Origin of the sequence: uncultured Campylobacter sp. (genome assembly GCF_938045205.1) — a bacterium.
Taxonomy (GTDB): domain Bacteria; phylum Campylobacterota; class Campylobacteria; order Campylobacterales; family Campylobacteraceae; genus Campylobacter_B.
This window is the reverse complement of sequence record NZ_CALIMY010000138.1, coordinates 17,189-40,619: the sequence shown is the minus strand read 5'-3', so window position 1 is coordinate 40,619 and position 23,431 is coordinate 17,189. Positions and strand designations below refer to the sequence as shown.

Below are 23,431 nucleotides of genomic sequence, written 5' to 3'. Positions count from 1 at the left end.
TCAGAGATAGAATTTTTCATAATTTGAAGTAAAATTTCGCCGAGATTTTAGTGCGGTCGCGCCTATCTGACCGTCTTTATCGCGTTTAAAATCGCGCCCGAGTTTTTGCGAAACTCCCTTTCGTTTTTGCTTAAAAAATCGAAGCTTTCGTTGATGAAGGCGCTACTGAATTCGCTACTAAAATCGTCTCCAGGCTCGCGTCCAACGGCACTTTTAAAGCTTTTAGCAAAGCTCGCGTCGGCTCCTAGTTCGCGTGCCAAAGGGCGAATGATTTCGTAAATTTCATCAAAGGCGTTGGTGCGCAGATAGTGGCTGAATAGCACCTCGCCGCTCATTACCGCCTTAGTATCGGCTTCGGACATATCTTTTATTTTAGCAAGTACGAGCTTTTTGATCGGCTCTACGGCAAGACTTAGCTTCTTGCTCGCCAGCCTTTGCATATTCTGCACGGCGATGCTTTTTTTGCCCGCGCGCTCGGTAATGTAGCTAGGCAGATCGAGCTCGTAATCCTGCACGCCAGTGCGTTCGTATTCATTTGCGGCACGCTCTATCAGGGTGCTTAGCGAGCTTTTGAAATTTTCGCTATCGCCCGCGCCCGCACTAAGCATCACGTCCAGCCCCTTTACGGCGACCTCTTCCCAGCTAGCAGTCGCAAATAGCGGCAATAAACAAAAGATTAATTTTTTAAGCAAAGTTTTTCCCTAATTAAAGATTGATTATTTTATTTCGAAAATTTTAATGTATAATCAACGCTTTTATAATACCAAAAGGGCTAAATATGGAGCTTTTACTCATCGCTTTCGCGCTTGCGATGGACAGCGTCGCGCTTAGTATCTCAAACGGCGCGAAATATCCGAATTTCAAATTTGCGCAGATCGCGCGCGTCGCATTTTTCTACGCGGCGGCTCAGTTTATAATGCCGCTTGCAGGCTACGCTTTGGGGATAAACTTCGTCAAATTTATCGCGCAGATTGATCACTTCGTCGCGTTTGGAATTTTATCGTTTTTAGGCGTTAAGATGATCGCAGAATCCTGCCGCGAGCAGGACGAGCCAGCTCTACGCCTAAGCACGAAGGAGCTGGCGCTGGGTGCGATCGCTACCAGCATCGATGCGATGGCCGTGGGCGTGACCTTTGCGTTCGGCGAAATAAACATCCTCTACGCCTGTTGCGTAATCGGACTCGTCTGCTTCGCGCTGTGCGTCGCGGCGTGCTACGTAGGCAAGCTAACGGGCGAATATCTGCACTCAAAGGCGCTAGTTTTAGGCGGCGTGATTTTGATCCTAATCGGGGTTAAAATTTTACTCTCGCACCTCGGCATTATCGATATTTAGCGGCGCGGATATTCAGCGGGCAGATGAGGTAGGCGCGGTTAAAGTACTCTGCCGCGATAGTGGCGTAACGATACGTAATTTTAAAATTTATAAAATTTGAGATTTATAGAATTATAAAAAATTTCGCGGATTTTCTAAGCGGTGGGATTTAAATCCGATTGGGCACGCGGCGGGAACAAAAATGCGCCGCTTCAATACTGCAAATATGGCTAAAGCGCAGCTCAAGGTATTTGTCGCGATACTAACGCAGTAGTGCGTCAGATGGAATTTCAAAATTTAAAATTAGGCAGAATTCTAAAATTTGCTACATTGTGTTTTCTTAAAATTTTGCAAAATTCTAAAATTTCATAATCTTAGAATTTCAAGATTTTTAATAACTTTAAAATTTTATTCGCGTTAGCTACCGATTTTAAATCGAATAAAGACTTTCTATTTTCTACCAACCAGAAGCTTTGAGCTGCCTAGCATCAGCCATTTGGCTTCGCGCGGGCCCATAAAAAGCCCCTGCGTCGTATCTATGAGCTCGAGCTGCTCATAGCCCTGCTCCTTAAGTCGCGCGATGAAAGCATCCATATCGCCGTAGTTTCCGCGCGAAAAAAGATCATGGATCGCGAAGCTGCCGCCTTTTTTAAGCACGCGGAGCGTCTCTAAAAGCAGCGCCTGGCGGTCCTTGCGCATGATGTTGTGATAGACGTAGTTGCTTGCAACCGCATCGAAGCTGCCGTCCTCAAAGGGCAGCTGCGTGGCGTCGGCCTGCTCGAAGCTAGTATTTTGCACCCCTTCGGCGCGTGCGTTGGATTCGCACAGCTGCTTCTTAAAAGACGCATACTCAAAGCCCCAGCGATCGACGCCTAGCACCGATGCGTGCGGGTTGCGCTTAGCCACGGCGATCGTTAGCGCGCCGCTGCCGCAGCCTACGTCTAGCCCGCGCCCGCCCTCAGGTAGATCTACGTATTTTGCCGTGCCCTCTACGATCGCGCGAGAGAGCTGACGCTTGCCGCCGTAATCAAACGCGCGGTACCACACGACGCAGTAGATCGTAAAGCCGATCAAAACCAGCGCCGCTGCGCCGAAAAGCCCCGCAAGAAACCACCTCAGCACGCCGCCAACAAAAGCGCCGCAAACGCCGAAAATCAAAAACAAAACTAACGCTATGCCCGCACCTGCGGCAAAGCTCGCGATCATGCCCTTAGGCACCCAGTTTTTATAGTCCGGTTTCATCTTTGCTCCTTTTATTAAATTTAATCCCGCGGCGGCAAAGCGCGCGGCGGCGAAATTTTAAATTTCGCCCGTAAATTTTAAATTTCGCAGCTCAAACCTCGCTTAAATTTAAACGCACGCTAATAGGTGTATTTAAACTCCGCGTAGTAATTGCGCCCGGGAGCCGGAGTATAGACATCCGAGCGTAAATTTTGGTTGTAATTATACTCCTCGTCAAAGACGTTTTTGACTCCGGCGCTTATCAAAAATCCGCTTGCGAAGCGGTACGCAGCGCCCAGATCCACGATCGTGCGCGAATCGATCCTATCGTGGTTGGCGTCGTGCGATGATGAGAAATATTTAAAATCGCTCATCAGCGTCAAATTTCTAATCGGCTCGTAATCGACGCCCAAAACGAACTTCGAGCGCTCCACCAGCGGAACCTGCTTGCCTTTATTCGCGCCGGATTGGATCTTGGCGTCGACATATGAAAAGGTCTCGCTGAGCTTTAAATTTGAAAGCAGGCTTTGCTCCGCATACAGCTCCACGCCCTTGCGGCGCGTCTCGTCGATATTTATAAAATGCCAACCGTCGGTGATCGAGCTGCCCAAAGTTTCGTTTATGATCTCGTTTTTCGTATCGGTCCAAAAGATCGTAGCGCTTACGTACTGCCCGTAGATCAGATCTTTAAGACCGATCTCGTAGGTTTTAAAAGTTTCGGATTTGAGGTTATTAAGCACATAGGGCCCGTTGCGACCGAGCTTATCAATGAGCTGATTAGGACCCGGCGAGATATAGCCGCGCTCAAATTTAAAATATAGATTGCCATCTTTGGAATAATTAAAATTCGGCGTGATCTCAAAAGCGTAGTTGTTTTTATGATCGCTTACTCGGGTGCTATCTTGCGTCTGCGAGATTATGTTTCCCATCCTTTTTATAGTAGTCGAAACCCTGCGATTTACTTTGTATTCGGCGCGCTCAAACCGCCCGCCCGCGCTAAGCGAAAACAGATCGGTGAAATTGTGCTTTTCTAAAGCATAGACCGAGTGGGTAAGCTTTTGCATATCAAAGATCGTAAGCTGCGAAAGGCTCATCATAGGATTCATCGCGGCATCAAAATTTATCCTGCGGAAGCCCTTGTTTTTGAGATAATCATATCCCGCTATGAACTCGCCGCTGTCGTAGTCGAGCTTGCCTTTTAAATTTGCACCTTCTTTGCGATCTTTCATCACAAAGCCCTTTTGTAAAATTCTAATATCTTGATAATAAGGCTGTAAATTTGCTTCAAATCTATCGCCAAATTTTACCGCATAATCCAAGTCAAAATTTAGTCGCGTACTTTTGGTAAAGGTTCTCTCGCCTCCCTGCTGGCGGCGATCCGCTTTAAGCTCGGCAAGGCCAAGAGTGGGCACGGAATAGGTTCTGGCGCGATAAAAACTCGGATCGAAAGAGATGCTTTGATCGTCCGAAATTTTATAATGCATCCCGAGTGAGCCGTAGTAGCCGGTATTTTTCTCGCCCTTGCGATATCCGCGATGCTTAAAGCCCTTAACGGCGGTTTTTAGAAACAGATTATCGCTCACGCCGCCGCCTAGCCCTAAATTTAGATCATTGTAATTATACGATGCGATCTTGGTCGAGATATTGGCGTACGGGTATCTGGCTCCCTTTTTCGTGATGATATTTATCACGCCGCCGCTGGTGCCGCTGCCGTAAAGCACGCTACCGCCGCCGGGGATGATCTCCACGCGCTCAATATCTTCGATCGGAACTAGATCGATCGGAATGCTCGTCGGCGTCGTGTCGATCATATTGAGCGCGACTCCGTTAAGAAGGACCTTTACGGAGGTATTTGCCTTCTGACCCTGTCCGCGCAGATCAACCGTATCGCCGTGAAAGCTAACCCCCGGCGCCTTTTCTAAAATTTCGCGCAGATCGCGGTAGCCACGGTTTTCCATATCCTCCGCGGTGATGACCGAGACGTTGCGAACCTCGTTTTTAAGCGTATCCTCAAAGCCCGTCGCGGTAACTACGATGGTGCCCAGCTTTGTGGCGTTCGTGCCGGAAGCACTTTTAGGAACTGCGGGATTTACCGCCCCCGCGCTAGGCGCGCCGATATTTGCGGACGTAGCGTTGTTTTCGGCTCCGTTTAGTTGCAATGCGGCGCACAAACTTAGCGCAATCGCGGCATTTGAAAGATAAAATTTCTTAAACATCACTCTCCCCTATTCAAAATTATAATTTTGCAAATGATTTGCAAATGCTATATTATAATTTCTCTTGATTAAATAATAATAAATTTCAAAGATTAAAGATAGGTTTTTAAAATTTAGGCAGAGATTGGATGAAATTTTGATTTTGAGCGTTTCGCTGGGCGCGGTAAAATTTCGGTTTTAAATTTAGATTCTTTAGCGGTTTTTATTTCCTAAAGCGGCAAGTTTATGGAGTAAATTCGGATCGGAATTTTAAAATTTAGACCTTGCAGCTGCCCGCTTTGCCGAATTTTGCCTCGATCAAAAGCACCAAGATGAAGAAAATTTTTTCGTCGTTAAACTTCGCAAGCTCGCGCAGGCCTTGATCTGCGCTTATGAGCTTGATACCGTTTGATTTCAAAATCTCAGCGAGCTCGTCCGGCTCAAAGCCCATTTTACCAGCGATTTCTCTGATATTATAGTGCTCGATCGCGCCTATGATGCGGTCCATATTACAAAAGCCGGGATTTTTGCGGCTCAAAACCACGTCTAAAAACTCGCCCCAGAGCTTTACGAGCTTCTTTCGCCTTGTGATTATATGCAAGATCGCGACGCAAAGCAGACCCAATCCCGCGATCTTATGCAGGCTCATCCACGTCTCGTCATATTCGCCGCGCGCGAAATTAGCGCCAGAAAAGCCCAAAATGCAAAGCGCGCAGCCTAGCAACACGATGAGCGCAAATTTATAGACAATCCCCGCTTTAAACATAAAATCTCCTTGCTTCGTTTTAAAATTTATCGGCTTAGGCGTAGCGCCCGCGAACGCTACGGCGGCGCTACATCCCATCGGTCGCCGCTATCGTATCGCCTCGGCGTTGTTGCGCCGCCCGCACCGCTGCTTCACTTATACGCTCTGCAGGTCGCCATCGTCGTATCGCGGCGTTTGCGCTACTTGCACTGCGCTTTACCTATATACGCATGCTGTCGATCGCGGTTGCCATATTGCGGCATTTTATGCTGTCGCCGCCGCAATCACGCCGCGCCCTTGTGCTGCCGATCCGCCGTCACGGCCGCGCTACTCGCTTCGATCGTAGCGCCGTTATGATGATGATTTGCCCAAGCGAAGGTTATGTCATACGATGCCGAGTAGGCACGTATTGTCGCTCCGCTTCTCGACTACGGCGTGCCGTCTGCGCCGCCGATGTGTTACGCGCCATCCGACGCGCTACTGACTTATCGCGACGCCCGCGCATCGCGCCGCTGCCGTAGCCCGTTCATTTAGCACGCCGTTATGCTACCGATCGCGGCTCGGTTTAAAATTTTATCTAGGCGCCGTCTTCTTGGCAGATCATTTTGCGTTTAAATTCTACGGACTTAATTTCGCGCAAAATCACGATCGCGCGCTGGCTATCGACCTCCAAGCCGCTCGCCGCGCCGTAGTGCCTGCCCGCCGCCGACTGTGTGCGAGCGCCTAGCCGCGCGGGTGCCGATGCCCATATATGCGAACACTTGCGCTTCGGCTAAATTTTATCGCCGCTTAATATAAACGAGTAATTTTAATAAATCCGGATTTAAAAAGATATGAATTTAAAGGCGAAATCCCTGCGGCGTGAAATTTCAACGGCCGAATTTAAAGCTCTATAGTCCGCTCAAATATGTCCTCAAGGCCCGTTTGATGCACGATCGCTAGCATGCCGAGGTTCGGCAGATCCGCGCGCAGACCAAGTAGCAGCTCGCGCGCCGAGGTGGGATCTAGCGCGGACGTGATCTCGTCGGCAAAAACAAAGCTCGGCTTGTGGCAATAAATACGTGCGAAACTAAGCCGCTGTGCCTCCCCGCCGCTTAAAATTTTAACGTAATCGGCGCGCGAGTTTAGCATGCGGGCAAATTTCTCAAGCCCTACGCGGCATAAAATTTCTAAAAATTCCGCGTCGTCTGCGCGCGGCGGCTGCGGATAGGAAATGAGCTCTTTTAGGCTAAGCGGCGCCAGATAGGGCTTTTGCGGGATAAATATCACGCCCATGCGCGGCAGACTGATCTCGCCGCAGCCGTATCGCCAAAGCCCCGCCGCGTAGCGCAGAGCCGTGCTTTTGCCCGTACCGCTCTTGCCTCGCAGCATTATAAACTGCGCGGGCGCAAGCTCGAAGCGTAGATCCTCGATCAGCGGCTCGCCCGCAGGCGTGAAGACCGACAAGCCCTCGCAGCGAGCGGAATTTTCGTCGCTTTGTTTGACGCAAGTACGCAGATTTGCGCTCTCGCCGTCCATGCGCGAGATGAACTCATAGATCCTCTGCACGCTCGCCGCCCACTCCATGATCTGCTTATAATAGTCCATAAACCACGCAAATCCGTCCTGCACGCTGTAAAACGCCGAGCGCGCCTGCATCATATCGCCGAAGCTCATCGCGCGCGACAAATACAGCGGCAAGTAGGCAAAGATCGGGATTAAATTCGTGATTTTTAGGTAGCTTGCCGAAAAGCATTCGAGGCGAAATTCCGTATTCATGATGCTGCGCCAGTTTTTAGCGATCTCGCCGAAGCTCGCGCGGAAGCGGCCGCGCTCGGCATCCTCTCCGCGCATAAAGGCTACGGCTTCTGCGTTTTCGCGCACGAGCAACAGATCCGAGCGGTAGTCGGCTTCGGCGCGCTGCTTAGCAAAATTTAACCCCCTAAGCCTGCGCCCGATGAGATGCGTAATCAGCGAACAAAGCAGCGTATAGAGGAGCGCGACGTAGAGCAAAAAGCCCTCGATCTCAAAGTGCATGCTAAAAATTTCAAATTTCAATACCTTCGAGACCTGCCACAAGATCGCGACGAAGGCGATGAGCTTGGCGAGATTATAGACGAGCGATTTTACGAGATCGACGCTTTTTTGCACGAGCAGCAAGCTGTCCTCGACGATACGCTGATCGGGGTTGTCTAGCTTTGCAATTCCCCGGTCTTCGGAAGCTTTAAACGAACCTTTGACATCCGCTTCGGTTGCGGGGCACCCAGCCCGCGCCCTCACGGACGCCGCACGTTCGTTTAAATTACCCGTATCTCGTCCCCAATATTCTTTAAAATCTTCCTCACGCTGCTGGTTTAAATTTTCGTTCACATCGGTGCCACTCGCCTCGCTTGCAAGATACTCTGCGCGATCGCTCGCAGAGTCCACGTATTCGTTTAAGCCATCCGTATCCTGCTCCAAATATGCTTTAGTATTCTCGGCGTTTTTTGAATTTTTAAAATTCTCGTCGCTACGATCGTTTAAATTTTTATTCTCGCTTGCGCCGCTTTGCCCTGCTGCATTTTACTCTGCCGTGCTCGGTAAATTTCAAGCCCCTTTACGTCTCCATGCAAAGCCGCGCTGTCCGCTTCGACTACGGAACACTCTGCACGCTCGTTTAAATTTTTATCTAAATTTACGTCGCCAGGTTTTTCTAAATTTGATCCGCCCCTGGCGCTGAAATTCCCCTCAAGGCTCGTACGGTAGAAGTTTGCGTTATGTAGCCATTTGCGCTCCATCATCGCGCTTAGCCGCTCGCGCCAGACGATTACGAGCAGTTTGCGAAGCCAGCTGCCGCAGACGATGAAAAGCACGATGAGCGCCGTGTAGAGCAAAAACTCGCCCACGAGCGCAGGAATGAGCTCGCCCTTAAGCTCGCTTAGCGCGTCGTAAAAGCGCTTATCCCACGCGTTCATCAGCACGCTGATTTTGATGATAGCGAGACTAAAACCGAGCGCTAGTAGTAGCAGCGCCCATAGCTTCGCCGCGCCCTTGCCGAACCAGTGCGGACGTAGAATTTCAAAAAAATGCTTTAGCGTTTTCAAATTTTCTCTTTAAATTTTAAAATTTAGCGCTAGTTGCGGCGAGATCGCGGGATTAAATCACGAGATTAAATTTATCGCCCGCATTGCCTGCGCCAATCAATCGCTAATCAACCAAATCGCGAGTTAAATTTTAATCCCGCGGCTTCGTTCAAATTTTACCCGCCTCGCTACGTGCTACTTGCGACAAAGCTTGCCTCTCGCCTCTACGCTCGCTTTATCCGCGCTCTTATAAAGCGCGGAATTTATCCAAGGCCGCGTGCGAGCTCAGTCAGTCCAAGTTCGCATAAGCGCAAAATTCCATCCACACCTAATACGTATAATTTAGCGTCAACATAAAATTCCGCGGCTCGCCGTAGTAATTATTCATCCCTGCGACGCGATTTTGCGTATTTTGAAAATACTTCTTATCCGTGATGTTTTTGACCGCAAAATTTACGCTAAAGTGCTTGTCAAAATGATAGCCGACATTTGCGTCCCACAGCGTGTAAGCTTTCTGCGGCGCGGCGTAGTACGCAACGTTTTCGCGATATATCGAAGCGGTTTTGCTCTGATAGCGCACGCCCGTACCCAGGGTGATCTTACGATTTTCGCCGAGCGGAATTTCATAGTTCGTATAGAGCTTAAACAGATGCTTCGGAATGTAGCGTTTGGCGTTTGCGCCCTTGCTATAATCGACCGCTGCGGAGGTTCTTTCCATCTTTAAATATACGCTGCGGTTGAAAGTATATCCCGCGAATAATTTCCAATTCTCAGTGAGCGAGCCTTGCACCTCGGCATCCACGCCGCGGCTTCGCACTTTGCCCTCGGCGATGGAGTAGTTCGTATTAAGAGGATCGCTCATCGCCCTATTTTTCTGAATGATCTGAAATAGCGCGACATTCGTATTAAGCGCGCCGTCAAAAAATTCTCCCTTCACGCCGGTTTCTAAATTATAGCCGACGACGGGATCTAAAATTTTACCATCCTTGTCGCGCGCGGCTTGCGGCTTAAAAATTTCGGCATAGCTTGCGTACCACGAAAAATTATCCGCAAAGTCCCAGACTACCCCCGCATACGGCGTGAAATCCGATTTGCTCGGGCTCGCTCTATGCGAAGCCGTACCGCGCAAAATATTATAATAATACCTGCTGTAAGTTACCTTCGAAAAGCGCCCGCCGAGCAAAAAGTGAAAATCGTCGGTTAAGTTTAATCTAGTCCCGAGCGAGATCGCGCGCTGCTTTATGGTAGTGGAGCTTCGGTCTTTAAACATAGCGGCACTGCTCCAATCAGGCTGGGCAATCCTTGAGCGGTCCCAATTATAAATATTCATCCCCAGTGACGCCAGAGACGAATCTCTCGTCCTAGTCTCGCGCCAATTAAGCTTTTCGTTGCTAAGCGAGCCGTTTAAGAAAAAGTCGTGCTTCTGCCCAAATGCTTCGAATTTGCCGTCTAGCCCCGTTTGAAACCCGATCTCTTTGGAGTCGTTATCGTAAATTCTATATCGCACCGTATGCGACGTAGTGCCGTTGTAAGGATCTGCCCCGCCGAGCGCTCCGAATTTTAACATGCTGTCGCTATCGGTATAATTGAGCCTCGCATAGGCTTTTAGATCATCGCTAAATTCGTGCGAAAGTTCGCTGTAGGCGTTAAATTTTTTATATTCGCTCTCATCCCAGTCTGAGCCGAAGTAGCTTCTGCGCGGTAAATTCAGTAAATTTCCATGATTATCTAAAACGGGCACGCCGTAAATGTCATAGATGCCGACGGTTTTTTGCCACAAAAATCCCGCGCTAAGAAGCGTCTTATCGGCCACGTCAAATTCCGTCGAAACGCCGATACCTTCGCGATAGCCGTTGCGCGGATAGTCCTTAAACGAACCCGTTTTACTTAAAATTCCGATCAGCCGCGCGCGTGCCGTACCGCTTTGATTTATCGCATCCGTAACGTCGATCATACCGCGATAATTATCCCAGCTACCGCCGCTTAGACTTGCGTTAAAGCCGAACTGATCGCTCGGGCGCTTTCGGATTAAATTTATCGTGCCGCCGGGCTCGCCGTTGCTTTGCGTAAGGCCTGCTACGCCGCGCAGAACCTCGACGCGATCGTAGAATTCCAAATCGGTAAATTCCTTCGATGAGCCCAGCGGCCCGAACACGGAGCTGGAAACCGAGCTTGCGATGCCGTCTTCTTGGATATTATCGACATAAAAGCCGCGCGAGACGATGCGATTGCCGCCCGCGTCGTTATTTAGCGAAATACCGGTGGCGTATTTTGAAAGAGCCTCTTCGGCGTTGTGTAAACTCAGATCTTTTAAAAGCTGATTGGAGATGACGCTTATGGACTGCGGCGTCTCTCTTATGCTTAAATTTAGCCCCGTCGCGGTGCTCATATTGCCCGTCGTATAAGAGCCGGTGCCCTCGGTAGTGGACAGATCGGCCTTGCCCGTGACGTTTATGGTGCCGAGATTATCGTCGTCCAAACCCTGCAGCGTAGAATTTGCCGCGCTACCGCTTTGCGGCGCGGAATTTTGTGCAATGTCTTTAGTGGCGGGGCTTACGACAGCGTTGCCCTGCGGCGCAGAATTTACAGCGGTAGGGCTTCCAGGATTTTGCGCAGAGCTTTGCGACGACGAAATTTTAGAGGTGGAGCTTGCGGCGGATGAGTTTTGAGAAGCGCCGCTATTTTGCGCCGCAGTAAGCCAAAACGGCGAGCAAAGTAGCGCCAAAGAGAGTAAAATTTTACCCTTTTTCATAAAAATCCTTTTTAGATTTTATAATCTATATCAATTTACTGGCGGGATTATCTTACAATTCCTCTTAAATAATAATAAAATTTTTAATAAACTAAATCATAAAATTTTATATGCAATTACTAATTTAACGGAATTTAATAAGATCTATTGACGAATTATTAAGCAAAATTTCTATGAATTTTAAAAAGTATATGAATTTGAAAAACGTAGGATTGAAAAATTTAAAATTCTAAAATTCCGCCGCTTTAAAATAACGTAAGCGACGGAATTTAGCGTTTATCGGTGTTTGGTCTTGCGATTACGATAGCACTAGCACCGGTACAAGCGCATTGTGTAATATATCCTCGGAAACGCTGCCTAAAAAGAGCTTTTTGAAAAAGCCCTTCGTAAAGGCACCGGTAGCGATCAGATCGAGGTTATTAGCGCGGCGATATTTGATGATCTCATCGGCGGGAACTTCGGCTTGGATGAATTTGAAAGTGGCGTTTTGAGTGCCTAAAATTTCGCGCGCTAGATCCAGCATCCGCTCACCCTCTGCGGCATCGAGATTGATGTGCAAGACATGCTTATGTGCGCTCGCAAGAAGCTTTGAGCTCTTTATAAACTCAAGCGTGCGTTTCGCCGCGTCAGTGCCGTCAAACGCAATGAGCACGGAGTTAATAGGTGAAAATTCCTTATTCACGAGCAGCGACGGCACGTGAAGCTCCTTTATTAGCACGCTTGCGTTAAAGCCTACGTCCTCGTTATTCGAGCCCTTGATACCGAGTACAAAAATTTCAGCTTCCTCCTTGTACTCAGCGATAACGTCGATGAAATCGCCATCTTTGATGATCTTACTCGCCTTTACGCCCGCAGTAGTCGCGGCGCAGATATATTCATCCAGCATCGCTTCGGCTTCTTCGTGGTCTTTCTCCGCATCCACGCCGCCTAGTGTGGGACTTCCGTAGCTATTTGCAAGGATATCATTCTCTCCTAGGACGATTCCGCCTGCGGCTAGCCCATAAAAATTCTCGCCAAGCTCCGGGATTTCAACCACGTGAATAAACACGAGCTCGGCACCCAAGGTTTTAGCGACGTAAATTCCGTAATCTCTAACCGCTGGGGCAAGCGCATTTTGATCGACGCAAGTGATGACCTTTTTCATTTTTCGTCCTTTTAAAGATAAAATTTTAATCAAAATAAGCTTATCAAATTTTGTATAAAAGTTATTTAAATTCGGCGGATTTGAATGCGGCGCGGGCAATTTTGAAATTTATCAAGCCGCGTCGTAATGGATTTGTGAGGTGCGGGCGCGCTTGTGGTAAGCTAGCTCAGGCTCAGCTGACAGCGATCGAGTAGTTGCAGCGTAGTAGGCGACTAAAAAGCGTTGCGGACGCGGCAGGCAAGATACGGCGCGGGCGATTTTAAATTTATCAAGCCGCTAAAAGCACGGTTTAAAGCGCCGTTATTGCGGTTAGTAGCCCAAAGATGATCCCCGGGAAATTCGCTGCGGCGAGCGGATAGTCCTTTTTAGGCTTTAAAAGACCGTAGCTAAGTTATATCGTGCAGTTTATCGCAGCTGCTAGCGGCTGGAGAAACGGGACTTTGTTGCCGTCTAAATTTGCCATTATATTCGGCACATAGGATACATACATGATGACCTACAGATATGTGCCCGCCCAACCTAAAATTTATAAATTTCTTTCACTCATTTATTTTCCTCATTTTTAAAATACATTTCAAATTTATGAATAAAACGAAATGAGATTTTAATATATTAAAAATAAGAAACGAATTAAAAAATGGCTAGAAATAAAATTTGGCTTTAGATTTATAACAGCGCCCTCTTGCCTGCTCGCGTCTGCGTAAATTTTAAAACGGCGCTTGAGGTACACATTTTAAAACGGCGAAATTTAAAACGCCAGGCAGCGCGGCGATGCGGCGCAACGAATATATTTTAAATTTAAAAAGGCGGAATTTCAAGCGGAGTTTGCAGCTAAATTTGAAATAAAATTTTGCAGCCAAATTACGGCGAAATTTTGAAAATATATGTGGATTAAAATTAAATTTTAAAAGACTTAATAGCCCGCGTTTGCGATCGCTTCGGCTTGAGAGTGCGCGATGAGCGGATCGATGATCTCGTCGAACAACCCCCCCGCCATTATCGCGTCCAGGCGGTAGAGCGTTAAATTTATGCGGTGGTCGCTGATGCGGTTTTGCGGATAGTTGTAGGTACGAATTCGCCCCGAGCGGTCACCGGTGCCTACCTGATCCTTGCGATCTTTGCGCTCTTTTTCGAGCCGCTCCTGCTCCTGCATATCGTAAAGGCGCGCCTTCAGCACCTTCATTGCCGCCTCTTTGTTTTTGTGCTGATCTTTGCCGTCTTGGTTGGTGACGACTAAACCGGTCGGGATGTGAGTGATGCGAACGGCGCTATCGGTGGTATTTACGGATTGCCCGCCGTGGCCGGAGCTGCGCATAACGTCGATGCGAAGGTCGTTTGGGTTGATCTGTATCTCGCTATCCTCGATCTCGGGCATGACAGCGACGGTGATTGCAGAGGTATGCACCCTGCCCTGGCTCTCCGTTTCGGGGACGCGCTGCACGCGGTGAGTGCCGCCTTCAAATTTCAGCCGCGAATACGCTCCCGCGCCCTTTACGAGCAAGATCGCTTCTTTGTAGCCGCCGACGCTGCCTTCGCTAGTGCTTACGATCTCGCATTTATAGCCGCGAAGATCGGCATAGCGCAAATACGCGCCGAGTAGATCGCCCGCGAACAGCGCCGCTTCGTCGCCGCCCGTACCGGCGCGGATCTCAAGAAAGATATTTTTATCGTCGTTGGGGTCTTTCGGAAGCAGTAAAATTTTGATTTTTTCTTCGAGCTGCGGCTTTTGCGCCTCTAAGCTTTTAAGCTCCTCTTTGGCTAGCTCGCCGAGATCGGCATCGCTTAGCAAGGCTTTGTTTTCTTCGATCTGATTTAAAATTTTAAGATACTCGCTAGCCGCCTCTTTGATCGGCTCGATATTGCGCTGCTCCTTAGATAGCGCCGTCATATTAGCGATATCTGCGGTAACAGCGGGATCGCTAAGCATGCGCGAAAGCTCGTCATAGCGATCTAAAAAAGGCTTTAGTTTATCGGCTAGCATTTAAATTTTATGCGTAAGGAGCGCTTACGCGGCGGTTTTTAAAGAATTTACGAGTTTGGCTAGGCGGCTTACTTTTCTGCTCGCGGTCTGTTTTTTCAAAAAGCCCCTGCTTACGAAGCTATGGAAGCTTTCATTAGCCGTTTTTAGAGCCTGAGTCGCTGCGTCTAGATCCTTGCTCTCGACCGCCTCTCTTACGGCTTTTGTGATATTTTTTACTCTGGTGCGATAAAATCTATTTCGCTCCGTTCTTTTTATGGTTTGTCTCGCGCGTTTTTCGGCGGATTTGTGATTTGCCATAACGTTCCTTTTCGGTTAAATTTGAACCTGCGATTATACGTAAAAAATATTTAATCGACGCTTAATTTAAGTAAAATTTAAATATAGTTTAAATTTATTAAGATTAAACTTTTTCTGGTAGAATTTCCCGATTTTTATACAAGGATTTGATAATGAAACTTTTCGGAACGGACGGCGTACGAGGCAAGGCAGGGGAATTTCTGACCGCCGAGCTTGCGATGCGCGTAGCGATGGCGGCGGGGATTTACTTTAGGAAAAATTCCGTTACGAATATGATCTTAGTCGGCAAAGATACCCGCAGAAGCGGCTATATGATAGAAACCGCGATCGTAGCGGGCCTTACCTCGGTGGGCTACAACGTCCGCCAGATCGGACCGATGCCTACTCCTGCGATTGCCTTTCTTACGGAGGATATGCGCTGCGACGCGGGCATCATGATAAGCGCGAGCCACAATCCATACTACGACAATGGCATTAAATTTTTCAACAGCGAAGGCTTTAAACTCGACGAAAAAGAGGAAGCGCAGATCGAAAAAATTTATTTTAACGACGAGCTCATCGCCGAAGCGCGCACCAAAATGATGCAGATCGGCGCTGCAAAGCGCGTAGACGACGTCATCGGCAGATATATCGTGCATATTAAAAACTCCTTCCCAAAGCAAAAGACCCTGCACGGGCTTCGCGTCGTCCTTGATTGCGCAAACGGGGCAAGCTACAGGGTCGCACCTACCGTATTTAATGAGCTGGGAGCCGAAACTATCGTCATCGGCGACGAACCTAACGGAAAAAACATCAACGACGCCTGCGGTGCGCTGAGCCCGCAAGGTCTGGCCGGGGAGGTAAGACGCCTACGCGCCGACGTTGGCTTTGCCTTTGATGGCGACGCCGACAGACTCGTGGTCGTGGACGAAAACGGCGAGATCATCCATGGCGACGCGCTACTTGGAATTTTAGCAGTCTATTTGAAAGGAAAAAATCGCTTAGCAGGCAATAAAATGGTAGCCACAGTGATGAGTAATTCTGCGCTGGAGGATTTTTTAGCTAAACACGACATCGCGCTTCATCGCTGCAACGTCGGCGATAAATTTGTACTTGAGACGATGCACGAACTAGGCGCAAATTTCGGCGGCGAGCAGAGCGGGCACGTGATCTTTGGCGATTACGCCAAAACGGGCGACGGCATCGCAAGCGCGCTGCAATTCGCCGCCTGCATGCTGGATATGAAAAAGAAGGCAAGCGAATTTTCGGGGATGATTAAGCCCTATCCGCAAATTTTAAAGAATTTAAAAATTTCAGATAAAAAACCGCTTGAAAAATTAAAAGGGCTAAAGGAGCTTGAAGCAAGCCTTAAAGCGGACAAAACCCGCTCGCTCTTTCGCTACTCCGGCACCGAAAACGTTATCCGCCTCTTGCTCGAGGGCAAAAACGAAAAACTGCTGCAAAAGCGAATGGACGAAGTGGAAAAATTTTTCATCAAAGCCCTAAATGAGTAGCGATTTGATAAAATTTTATAGCACGACAAGCTATCGGCTGTACACGAAAAGCGCGGGCAAAAAACGCAGGCTTTACATATTTAAATTTAGGCTGCGAGATGGCTAAGACCTGTATTAAATTTATCCTGCTTTTCGCGGCGATCTTTGCAATCGATCAAGCGATCAAACTTCTGTTTTTAAACGGCTTTTCGTGGCAGGGGGAGTTTTTTTCGCTAGAGCTTACGCTTAATCGCGGCGTTGCGTTTTCGATGCTTGCCTTTTTGGGTGAAAATTTAAAATTTATCCAGATCGCGCTGATCTCAGCGCTTGCAGCGTATGTATTTTGTCATAAAAAGCTCTTTTACGAGCACTGGATGCCGTTTGCGCTGATGCTCGCGGGAGGCTGTTCGAACCTGCTCGATCGCTTCATTCGCGGCGGCGTGGTCGATTACGTCGCGTGGCATAAATGGTTTGAGTTTGCGGTGTTTAATTTCGCCGATGTGATGATAGATCTAGCCGTCGTGATTTTTATTTTTCAGGGCTTACGCGCCGCAAAAAAGGAGAAAAATGAAGAGAAATAATTACATCGCTTACGCGCTTTGGTTTTTAGGTGCGTTTTCGTGGATAGCAGCTATGCCGATCGGAGGCGGACTGCATAGAATTTATTGCGGTAAATTTATCAGCGGATTTGCTCAAATCGCGCTATTTTGGCTAGGGAGCTTTACACTATGGTTTTTGGTGGGCTTTTTGTTTTGGGCGATTTGGGGAATTTGGATTTTGCTAGACATATTTTTCGTAGGAATTTGGGTAGAAGATTTAAATGCTTTTGCAAGCGAGACAGAGGAGGACGACTACGAGGGGCGTCTGAAAAAGGTCAATGCGCTTTATGAGCTGTATCAAAAAGGCGCGATTTCCAAAGAGGAATTCGAAGCGCGAAAAGAAATTTTAATGAGAGATTAAGGAGGCTAAAATGAGTTACTATTGGTTTAAATTTATCCATTTTGCAGGCTTTATTTCATGGATGGCGATGCTGTTTTACATGCCGCGCTTGTATGTATATCACGCTGAAAATTTAGACAAGCCGGATTTCGTAAAGGTCGTTAAAAAGATGGAGCGGATGCTGTATCACGCGATCGGTTGGATAGCAATGGCGGTGACGGTTTTTAGCGGCGTGATGCTTATCGTTTTAAATCCGGGGCTTATGAAAATGGGATATTTTCATATAAAATTACTAGCCGGGGTTTTGCTAATCTGTTATCATTTGTGGCTGTATTATTATATGTATAAATTTGAAAAAAATGAGTGCCACAGGAGCGGAAAATACTTCCGTGCGATCAACGAAGGCCCTACGATCATAATGTTTATAATACTTTATGCGATGCTAATAATGCCGAATTTACCGAGCAACTAAGCGCTTTGATAAAAATTTAATTAAAATTTGCATAAAATTAGGACAAAATTTTAAAGGAAGCATGTGCGGCAGATCATAAGAAAAATTTTATCGAGCGAAAGTAGCGCGGGAATTATACTGCTTTTATCCGCGGTCTTTGCAATCGTAGCTCAAAACGTAGGTTTTTTATCAAAATACTATGAGGCGTTTTTACATCTAAACTTCACCATAGGCGTCGGCCCTGCAAAGCTCGATGAATCGATGCATTTTTTAGTAAACGACGTGCTCATGGCGATATTTTTCTTCGCTATCGGACTTGAGCTAAAGCGCGAAAAGATCGAAGGACAACTGCGCCATTTCTCTCAAATTTTACTTCCTAGCTTCGCGGCTTTGGGCGGAGTAATGATGCCCGCGATTATATTTTCGATCATTAACTGGGGCGATGCCGTCGCGATGAAGGGCTGGGCAATCCCTACGGCGACAGATATAGCCTTTGCCGTGGGCGTTATGGCACTTTTGGGTAAAAAAATCCCGGCTAGCCTTAAAATTTTTGTTTTGACGCTTGCGATAATGGACGATCTGTGTGCAATTTTAATCATCGCTTTGTTTTATTCCTCTACCATAAACGCAATCTATCTAGGCGGCGCAGCTGCCTGTGTCGCAATAATGCTAGCGATGAGCAGACTTGGCGTCGATAAAAAGCTTCCGTTTATCATAGTAGCCGTCGTGCTGTGGGTGATGGTACTAAACTCCGGCATCCACGCGACTATCGCGGGAGTGCTTGCGGGTTTTTGTATCCCGCTTAAGACCCGCTCGGGCTCGATGTTAAAGGATATGGAGCACGGACTAGCTTACCCAGTAAATTTCTTCATCTTGCCGATTTTTGCCTTTACAAACGCAGGCGTTTCGCTAGCAGGCATCAGTCCTAGCTTTCTTTTCGGCCCGGTGCCTATGGGTATAATGCTCGGACTATTTTTCGGTAAACAGATCGGAATTTTTGCCTTTAGCTGGATCTTAATCAAAGCCAAAATCGCCTACATGCCCGAAAACGCAGGCTGGCCGCAGCTTTACGCAGTAGCAATTATCTGTGGTATCGGCTTTACGATGGCACTTTTCGTCGATGGCCTCGCATACGGCGGCAGCGATATGTATCATTACACAGACAAGCTCGCGGTATTTTTAGGCTCGATAATTTCCGGAGTAGTGGGATTTTTCGTCGCAAAAGCAGTCGCGGTAAAACAAAGCTAAAATCTATAAAAAGATTAAAATTTCAAAATTCTACCGCCCAAAGAATTTCAAAATTTTAAGAGCGGCTCTAAATTTTAAAATTTATAAGCTAGAAAATTTAACTTAAAATTCTGTCTGATCCAAGCGCAGCTTAAATTACCAAAATTCCCGCATTTTGCATTAGGCTTAGCGCGCATTCGTCGTAGTAGCCGCGCTCATGGTTCGGCGCATCGTAGGTAGCTACCGCACCTCGCGGAACGATGACGTCCTTATCCTCGCCAGTTTCGTTGAGATAGGTGCGCAGGCTAAGCGCAAACTGCATCACGCAGATGTCGGTGCAACAGCCCGTAATCACAAAGCGATCGAAGCCGTCCAAAATTTTCTTATCCAAATTATGAAAGCCGTTCGTGCTGCGCTTAAAAGTGACGTTTTGCTCGCTTACGTAAGGCGTGAGCTCCTCGATCACCTCCGCTTCGGGCGAGCCAACTAGACAGTGGATCGGGTAGCGCTTCATCTCCAAATCCCGCTCGGCGTGGGCGTCGCAGATAAAATGCACGTTTTTCGCCGCCTCAATCTGTTTAAGCACCGCAGGAGCGATCTTTGCTATGCTAGGATCGGCCATCGCGCCGAATTTTACGAAGCCGTTTACCATATCGATCACAAACACCAAAGTTTTCATCAAAACTCCTTATAAATTTCAGGTTTCATATCTTTTAGAATATCCATTTTAGCGCGAAATTTTAAAATTTCATCTAAATCCGCCCGAGCAATCTTTACGGCCTCTTTTTTGCCTAGGCGCGCGACGATCTCGCCGCCGGGACTAATCAGCATGGAATTTCCGCCGAAACTCTCGCTCTGCCCCGTATCGCCGCAGCCATTTACCGCGCAGATAAAAATTTGATTTTCGATCGCGCGGGCTTTCGCAAGCGTGATAAAATGTTCTATGCGGCTTTGCGCGAACTGCGCGATTACAAAAACCACCTGCGCGCCGCGAAGCGCCAAGGCGCGAAAAATTTCACAAAAGCGCAGATCATAACAGACCGCGACGCCGATTTTAACTGCGCGATTTTTAAATTTAATCTCACAAAGGCCCAACCTATCGCCGCCGCTTACGATCTCGTTTTCGCGAGCGAGTGAGAAAGCGTGGATCTTGTCGTAGCGTAAAATTTCGGCTCCGTTTTGATAGATAAAAGCGGAATTGTAAATTTTATCTCGCTCGGAGCTTATCGATCCGCCTATTAAAACAGCGCCGCAGTTTTGCGAAATTTCGCTTAAAAATTTTTTCGTATAAGCAGCGTTCGTATCGGCAAGCTCTTTAAATTTAGCCGTATTAAAGCTGATATTAAATGCCTCGGGCAGCACCGCTACGTCCGCACCGCGCTTTAACGCACGATCTATCAGCTCACGTGCGCGAATAAAATTTTGCTCACAATCTGCGAAATTTTGAGCTATTTTCGCGTCCATTTGCAAAATAGCAATTTTCATAAAACCCTCCTATTTAGGCGCTAGCCGCATTACATTTGCATGCGTAAGCGCAATAGCTATGGCATCGGTGATATCAAGCGGCTTAATCTCCTTATTAATCCCCAAAATTCGCTTTACCATGAAGGCGACCTGTTCCTTCGCTGCCTTTGCTTTGCCCGTGACCGATTTTTTTACCTGAAGCGGCGTATATTCGGCAAAATTTCCAAAAATTTGTAAAATTTTAAGAGCCAGCGCGCCGCGAAACTGAGCGAGCTTTAAAACAGACTGCGGATTATAGGCGTAAAACATCGATTCTATCGCGACCTCATCAATCTTATGAGCGCTAAAAATTTGATCGATCGCCTCACTCATCTGCGTCATTTGAAATTGCACGTTTTCGGCCTTCATTTTCACAAGTCCTGCCTCTATGAGAGTGATTTTATTCACATCTTTTTCCAAAATCGCATAGCCTAAATTTCTAGTTCCTGGATCAATTCCTAAAATTTTCATAGCCACCTTTCACACTTATTCACGGCTTAATCACCGGTGAATAAACTGAAATTTACCGCAAATTTAGTGAAATTTAGCTAAAATAGCGGCTTAATTTATAAGGGAATTCAATGGCGACGTCACAAGCACAAGAAATTTTATCAAACCTAGAGAAGGAAATTTTGCCTACCGAATACTCTAGATACATTAAAAATTTGAAATTTAACGATAAAAACTCGACACCAGAATTTTTCATATACAACGCAACTAACGAGTTTATCGCTAAATACGCTCAGACAAAATACGGCACTAAAATAAAAGAGCTTATCAAAAAACAGTTCGGGCTTAATGACGTGATCGTTAAAATCACCTCAAAGGCTAAAATTTCGCCGAAAGAAAAGGTAAAAATCATCTCGGAAAAGCCAAAGAGCACGATTTTAAGCGAAAATTATAACTTCGAAAATTTTATCATCGGCGATTCAAATAAATTTGCCTTCGAATGTTCGATATCCGTCGCAAAAGAGCCCGGAATTCGCTTTAATCCGCTCTTTATCTACGGGCCTAGCGGGCTAGGAAAAACTCACCTGCTTCAATCGATCGGAAATTACTGCATCAAAAAGGGAAAGACCGTCATTTGCGTTACCAGCGAGCAGTTTGCTAATGATTTCGTCTTTAATCTCAAAAACAACTCAATCGATAAATTTAAACAAAAATACCGCAACTGCGACGTTTTGCTTATCGACGACATTCAGTTTTTAATCGGACGCGATAAAGCTCAAGAGGAGCTTTTTTATACGTTTAACGAGCTGAAAGACAAAAACTGCCAAATCGTGCTAACCAACGACCTGCCGCCAAAATTTCTAAAAGGCTTTGAAAGTCGCCTCACAACGCGATTTGAAAGCGGCATAATAGCAAACATTACCCCGCCAGATCTCGAAACTAAAATTGCCATTATCAATAAAAAGAGCGAGGAAAATCGCGTTAGAATTTCACACGATGTCGTAGAATATATCGCTGCAAATATGGGTGACAATATCCGCGAAATCGAAGGCGCAATAAACAAACTAAACGCCTACTCCTCAATACTTCGCACAAAGATCACGCTGGAATTTACCAAAAGTACGCTTCAAGATCAGATCCATCAAAAATATTCAAGCGTGAGCCTAGAGCACGTCATCGAAGTCATTTCAAAAGAGCTAAACGTAAAACCTAGCGAGCTAAAAAGCAAAACGCGAGCTAAAAACGTCGTCGAAGCGCGCCAAATTTGCATATATTTAACCAAACAGTTAACTCAAAACTCAATGCCTAAAATCGCCGCATTTTTTAATCTAAAAGATCACAGCGCCATCAGCAAAAATATCAAAAAAATCAACGAACTCATTCAAACCGACGAGATGTTAAAGATAAAGATCGAAGAACTAAAAAACAAAATAACCAAAAAGGATAAGAATGAAATTTAGACTTTATGAAAATAAAGCAAAAAGGGTGAATGAAAGTGAATAAAACAAGGTTACCTACTCACTGGATAAACTACCTAAAGACAAGCTTTAGGATAAGTTTTTCACAAAAACCACTTGCCAACTACTACAACGATAAAAATTTAAAAGGATAAAAATATGAAAGTGTTAATCACTAAAAAACTTCTAGAAGAGATAGTTTCAAATACTAGCTCCTATCTTGATAAAAAAGATCTAAGCTCGATAACTTCGCATCTTTTAATGAGTGCAAAAGATGGAATTTTTAGTATAAAAGCTACCGATCATGAAATAGGACTAAGCTATAACCTACAAAATATCTCAATAGAAACAGATGGAGAAGCTACAGCAAATGGAGGCAAGCTCCTTAGCGTTATTAAAGGTCTAAGCGACGATAGCGTTACTTTAGAAACTGTCAACGGAGCGCTATTCGTAAAGCAAAAAAAATCTAAGTACAAGCTTCCAATGTTTGAGACGAGGGATTTTCCAAGCTTCCCTACGATAGATGGTAAAAACAGCTTTGACGTAAATGCAGGAATTTTAGGCAGAAGCCTTAAAAAAATATATCCATCGATTGATACGAACAATCCAAAATATGAGCTTAATGGCGCTTTAATCGACGTAAAAGAGGGCTTTATAAATTTAGTCGGAACCGATACGAAGCGACTTAGCATTTATAAGCTAATAACTCAATCAAAAGCGGGCGAGCTAGATACTAAAATTTTAATCCCTAAAAAGGCAATAGGCGAAATTCAAAAGTTATTTTCTGATAAAATTAAAATTTACTACGACGAAAACGTGTTGCTAGCAGTTAGTGAAAATTTTGAGTTTTTTACAAAACTTATAAACGGCAAATTTCCAAACTACGAGCGCGTGATCCCAAGCGATACGGCGTATAAAATTTTAATCCCACGCGATAAGATGGTAAGCGGCGTGCGAGCGATAAACGCGATGTGCGAGGAGATGAAGGTTACCATTAAAAAGGACGGAATGATTTTTGAGAGCATTAATGAGGATAATTCTGAGGCAAAGACCGAAATCGAAGCGCCAATCGATATAAATGGAGAAATAGTTTTTGGCGTTAAAAATCGCTTTCTGCTTGATTTTTTAAGTAATATCGAGAGTGAAATTTTTGAGCTTGATTTTAACAGCTCCGATACGGCGTTTGTGCTTAGCGTGGATGGCTTAAAAACGGTCGTCATGCCGATAAATAATATTTAAAGGAA

General features: G+C 46.4%; 21 protein-coding genes. 8 read left to right on the top strand and 13 right to left on the bottom strand.

Annotated elements, in window-relative coordinates; all coding sequences use genetic code 11:
* Window positions 1–62 precede the first annotated feature (62 nt).
* Window positions 63–692, bottom strand: coding sequence for a hypothetical protein (locus Q0198_RS08485; RefSeq protein ID WP_297896966.1), 630 nt, complete (start codon window positions 690–692; stop codon window positions 63–65).
* An 86-nt stretch (window positions 693–778) separates the two neighbouring features.
* On the opposite strand from Q0198_RS08485, the gene Q0198_RS08480 reads away from it, so the two are divergent.
* The gene (locus Q0198_RS08480) at window positions 779–1,333 is read left to right on the top strand and encodes a manganese efflux pump MntP family protein (protein ID WP_297896962.1); all 555 of its coding nucleotides are present in this window, start codon (window positions 779–781) and stop codon (window positions 1,331–1,333) included.
* 429 nt (window positions 1,334–1,762) lie between these two features.
* On the opposite strand, the gene Q0198_RS08475 is transcribed toward Q0198_RS08480, so the two are convergent.
* The 9 genes from Q0198_RS08475 to rpsT form a co-directional block, all read right to left on the bottom strand.
* Entirely contained in the window at window positions 1,763–2,554 is a 792-nt protein-coding gene (locus tag Q0198_RS08475) for a class I SAM-dependent methyltransferase (RefSeq protein WP_297896953.1), read from the bottom strand.
* A 119-nt stretch (window positions 2,555–2,673) separates the two neighbouring features.
* Window positions 2,674–4,749: a TonB-dependent receptor gene (locus Q0198_RS08470; protein ID WP_297896950.1), complete on the bottom strand. Its 2,076-nt coding sequence runs from the start codon at window positions 4,747–4,749 to the stop codon at window positions 2,674–2,676.
* Between the two features lie 256 nt (window positions 4,750–5,005).
* Window positions 5,006–5,572 (bottom strand): chemotaxis protein, encoded by a 567-nt coding sequence (locus Q0198_RS08465; protein WP_297896947.1) that lies wholly within the window; start codon window positions 5,570–5,572, stop codon window positions 5,006–5,008.
* 783 nt (window positions 5,573–6,355) lie between these two features.
* Window positions 6,356–7,912 carry an SbmA/BacA-like family transporter gene (locus tag Q0198_RS08460; RefSeq protein WP_297896944.1) on the bottom strand — a complete coding sequence of 519 codons (1,557 nt, stop codon included), beginning with the start codon at window positions 7,910–7,912 and terminating at the stop codon, window positions 6,356–6,358.
* A gap of 59 nt (window positions 7,913–7,971) precedes the next feature.
* Entirely contained in the window at window positions 7,972–8,535 is a 564-nt protein-coding gene (locus Q0198_RS08455; protein ID WP_297896940.1) for a hypothetical protein, read from the bottom strand.
* A gap of 307 nt (window positions 8,536–8,842) precedes the next feature.
* A complete protein-coding gene (locus Q0198_RS08450; RefSeq protein WP_297896937.1) occupies window positions 8,843–11,266 on the bottom strand; it encodes a TonB-dependent siderophore receptor in 2,424 nt (807 codons plus the stop codon).
* A 298-nt stretch (window positions 11,267–11,564) separates the two neighbouring features.
* Window positions 11,565–12,410, bottom strand: a complete 846-nt coding sequence (locus Q0198_RS08445) for a universal stress protein (RefSeq protein WP_297896935.1) — start codon at window positions 12,408–12,410, stop codon at window positions 11,565–11,567.
* Window positions 12,411–13,323: 913 nt separating this feature from the next.
* Window positions 13,324–14,391 (bottom strand): peptide chain release factor 1, encoded by a 1,068-nt coding sequence (prfA, locus tag Q0198_RS08440; RefSeq protein WP_297896932.1) that lies wholly within the window; start codon window positions 14,389–14,391, stop codon window positions 13,324–13,326.
* 24 nt (window positions 14,392–14,415) lie between these two features.
* Entirely contained in the window at window positions 14,416–14,688 is a 273-nt protein-coding gene (gene rpsT / locus Q0198_RS08435; RefSeq protein WP_291938896.1) for a 30S ribosomal protein S20, read from the bottom strand.
* Window positions 14,689–14,840: 152 nt separating this feature from the next.
* Between rpsT and glmM the strand changes: the two genes are divergently transcribed.
* The 5 genes from glmM (at window position 14,841) to nhaA (ending at window position 18,798) form a co-directional block, all read left to right on the top strand.
* The gene (gene glmM, locus Q0198_RS08430; RefSeq protein ID WP_297896929.1) at window positions 14,841–16,181 is read left to right on the top strand and encodes a phosphoglucosamine mutase; all 1,341 of its coding nucleotides are present in this window, start codon (window positions 14,841–14,843) and stop codon (window positions 16,179–16,181) included.
* Between the two features lie 98 nt (window positions 16,182–16,279).
* Complete coding sequence (lspA, locus tag Q0198_RS08425; RefSeq protein ID WP_297896926.1) at window positions 16,280–16,741, top strand: signal peptidase II; 462 nt, start codon at window positions 16,280–16,282, stop codon at window positions 16,739–16,741.
* A complete protein-coding gene (locus Q0198_RS08420) occupies window positions 16,728–17,120 on the top strand; it encodes an SHOCT domain-containing protein (protein ID WP_297896924.1) in 393 nt (130 codons plus the stop codon). Before lspA ends, Q0198_RS08420 begins: the two co-directional genes overlap by 14 nt.
* 10 nt (window positions 17,121–17,130) lie before the next feature.
* Window positions 17,131–17,571: a CopD family protein gene (locus Q0198_RS08415; protein WP_297896921.1), complete on the top strand. Its 441-nt coding sequence runs from the start codon at window positions 17,131–17,133 to the stop codon at window positions 17,569–17,571.
* 63 nt (window positions 17,572–17,634) lie between these two features.
* Window positions 17,635–18,798 carry a Na+/H+ antiporter NhaA gene (gene nhaA, locus Q0198_RS08410; RefSeq protein ID WP_297896914.1) on the top strand — a complete coding sequence of 388 codons (1,164 nt, stop codon included), beginning with the start codon at window positions 17,635–17,637 and terminating at the stop codon, window positions 18,796–18,798.
* 130 nt (window positions 18,799–18,928) lie between these two features.
* Here nhaA and Q0198_RS08405 read toward each other — a convergent pair whose 3' ends face one another.
* Genes Q0198_RS08405 through ruvC form a run of 3 tightly spaced genes read right to left on the bottom strand, consistent with a single transcriptional unit; the run spans window position 18,929 to window position 20,751 of the window.
* The gene (locus Q0198_RS08405; protein ID WP_297896912.1) at window positions 18,929–19,456 is read right to left on the bottom strand and encodes an isochorismatase family cysteine hydrolase; all 528 of its coding nucleotides are present in this window, start codon (window positions 19,454–19,456) and stop codon (window positions 18,929–18,931) included.
* Window positions 19,456–20,262: a nitrilase-related carbon-nitrogen hydrolase gene (locus Q0198_RS08400; protein ID WP_297896909.1), complete on the bottom strand. Its 807-nt coding sequence runs from the start codon at window positions 20,260–20,262 to the stop codon at window positions 19,456–19,458. The genes Q0198_RS08405 and Q0198_RS08400 overlap by 1 nt, the downstream gene beginning before the upstream one ends.
* Window positions 20,263–20,271: 9 nt before the next feature.
* Window positions 20,272–20,751 carry a crossover junction endodeoxyribonuclease RuvC gene (gene ruvC, locus Q0198_RS08395; RefSeq protein WP_297896908.1) on the bottom strand — a complete coding sequence of 160 codons (480 nt, stop codon included), beginning with the start codon at window positions 20,749–20,751 and terminating at the stop codon, window positions 20,272–20,274.
* Between the two features lie 110 nt (window positions 20,752–20,861).
* On the opposite strand from ruvC, the gene dnaA reads away from it, so the two are divergent.
* Both dnaA and dnaN read left to right on the top strand, forming a co-directional pair.
* Complete coding sequence (gene dnaA, locus Q0198_RS08390) at window positions 20,862–22,190, top strand: chromosomal replication initiator protein DnaA (RefSeq protein WP_297896906.1); 1,329 nt, start codon at window positions 20,862–20,864, stop codon at window positions 22,188–22,190.
* 156 nt (window positions 22,191–22,346) lie between these two features.
* On the top strand, window positions 22,347–23,426 hold the full coding sequence (gene dnaN / locus Q0198_RS08385) for a DNA polymerase III subunit beta (protein WP_297896904.1): 1,080 nt from the start codon (window positions 22,347–22,349) through the stop codon (window positions 23,424–23,426).
* Window positions 23,427–23,431: the final 5 nt, after the last annotated feature.

Coding starts and splice junctions, on each gene's coding strand:
- ruvC (WP_297896908.1), bottom strand. CDS start 20,751: ATGAAAATTTTAGGAATTGATCCAGGAACTAGAAATTTAGGCTATGCG.
- Q0198_RS08470 (WP_297896950.1), bottom strand. CDS start 4,749: ATGTTTAAGAAATTTTATCTTTCAAATGCCGCGATTGCGCTAAGTTTG.
- Q0198_RS08480 (WP_297896962.1), top strand. CDS start 779: ATGGAGCTTTTACTCATCGCTTTCGCGCTTGCGATGGACAGCGTCGCG.
- Q0198_RS08400 (WP_297896909.1), bottom strand. CDS start 20,262: ATGAAAATTGCTATTTTGCAAATGGACGCGAAAATAGCTCAAAATTTC.
- lspA (WP_297896926.1), top strand. CDS start 16,280: ATGGCTAAGACCTGTATTAAATTTATCCTGCTTTTCGCGGCGATCTTT.
- dnaA (WP_297896906.1), top strand. CDS start 20,862: ATGGCGACGTCACAAGCACAAGAAATTTTATCAAACCTAGAGAAGGAA.
- prfA (WP_297896932.1), bottom strand. CDS start 14,391: ATGCTAGCCGATAAACTAAAGCCTTTTTTAGATCGCTATGACGAGCTT.
- glmM (WP_297896929.1), top strand. CDS start 14,841: ATGAAACTTTTCGGAACGGACGGCGTACGAGGCAAGGCAGGGGAATTT.
- Q0198_RS08445 (WP_297896935.1), bottom strand. CDS start 12,410: ATGAAAAAGGTCATCACTTGCGTCGATCAAAATGCGCTTGCCCCAGCG.
- dnaN (WP_297896904.1), top strand. CDS start 22,347: ATGAAAGTGTTAATCACTAAAAAACTTCTAGAAGAGATAGTTTCAAAT.
- Q0198_RS08405 (WP_297896912.1), bottom strand. CDS start 19,456: ATGAAAACTTTGGTGTTTGTGATCGATATGGTAAACGGCTTCGTAAAA.
- Q0198_RS08475 (WP_297896953.1), bottom strand. CDS start 2,554: ATGAAACCGGACTATAAAAACTGGGTGCCTAAGGGCATGATCGCGAGC.
- Q0198_RS08420 (WP_297896924.1), top strand. CDS start 16,728: ATGAAGAGAAATAATTACATCGCTTACGCGCTTTGGTTTTTAGGTGCG.
- Q0198_RS08450 (WP_297896937.1), bottom strand. CDS start 11,266: ATGAAAAAGGGTAAAATTTTACTCTCTTTGGCGCTACTTTGCTCGCCG.
- rpsT (WP_291938896.1), bottom strand. CDS start 14,688: ATGGCAAATCACAAATCCGCCGAAAAACGCGCGAGACAAACCATAAAA.
- Q0198_RS08465 (WP_297896947.1), bottom strand. CDS start 5,572: ATGGGATGTAGCGCCGCCGTAGCGTTCGCGGGCGCTACGCCTAAGCCG.
- Q0198_RS08415 (WP_297896921.1), top strand. CDS start 17,131: ATGAGTTACTATTGGTTTAAATTTATCCATTTTGCAGGCTTTATTTCA.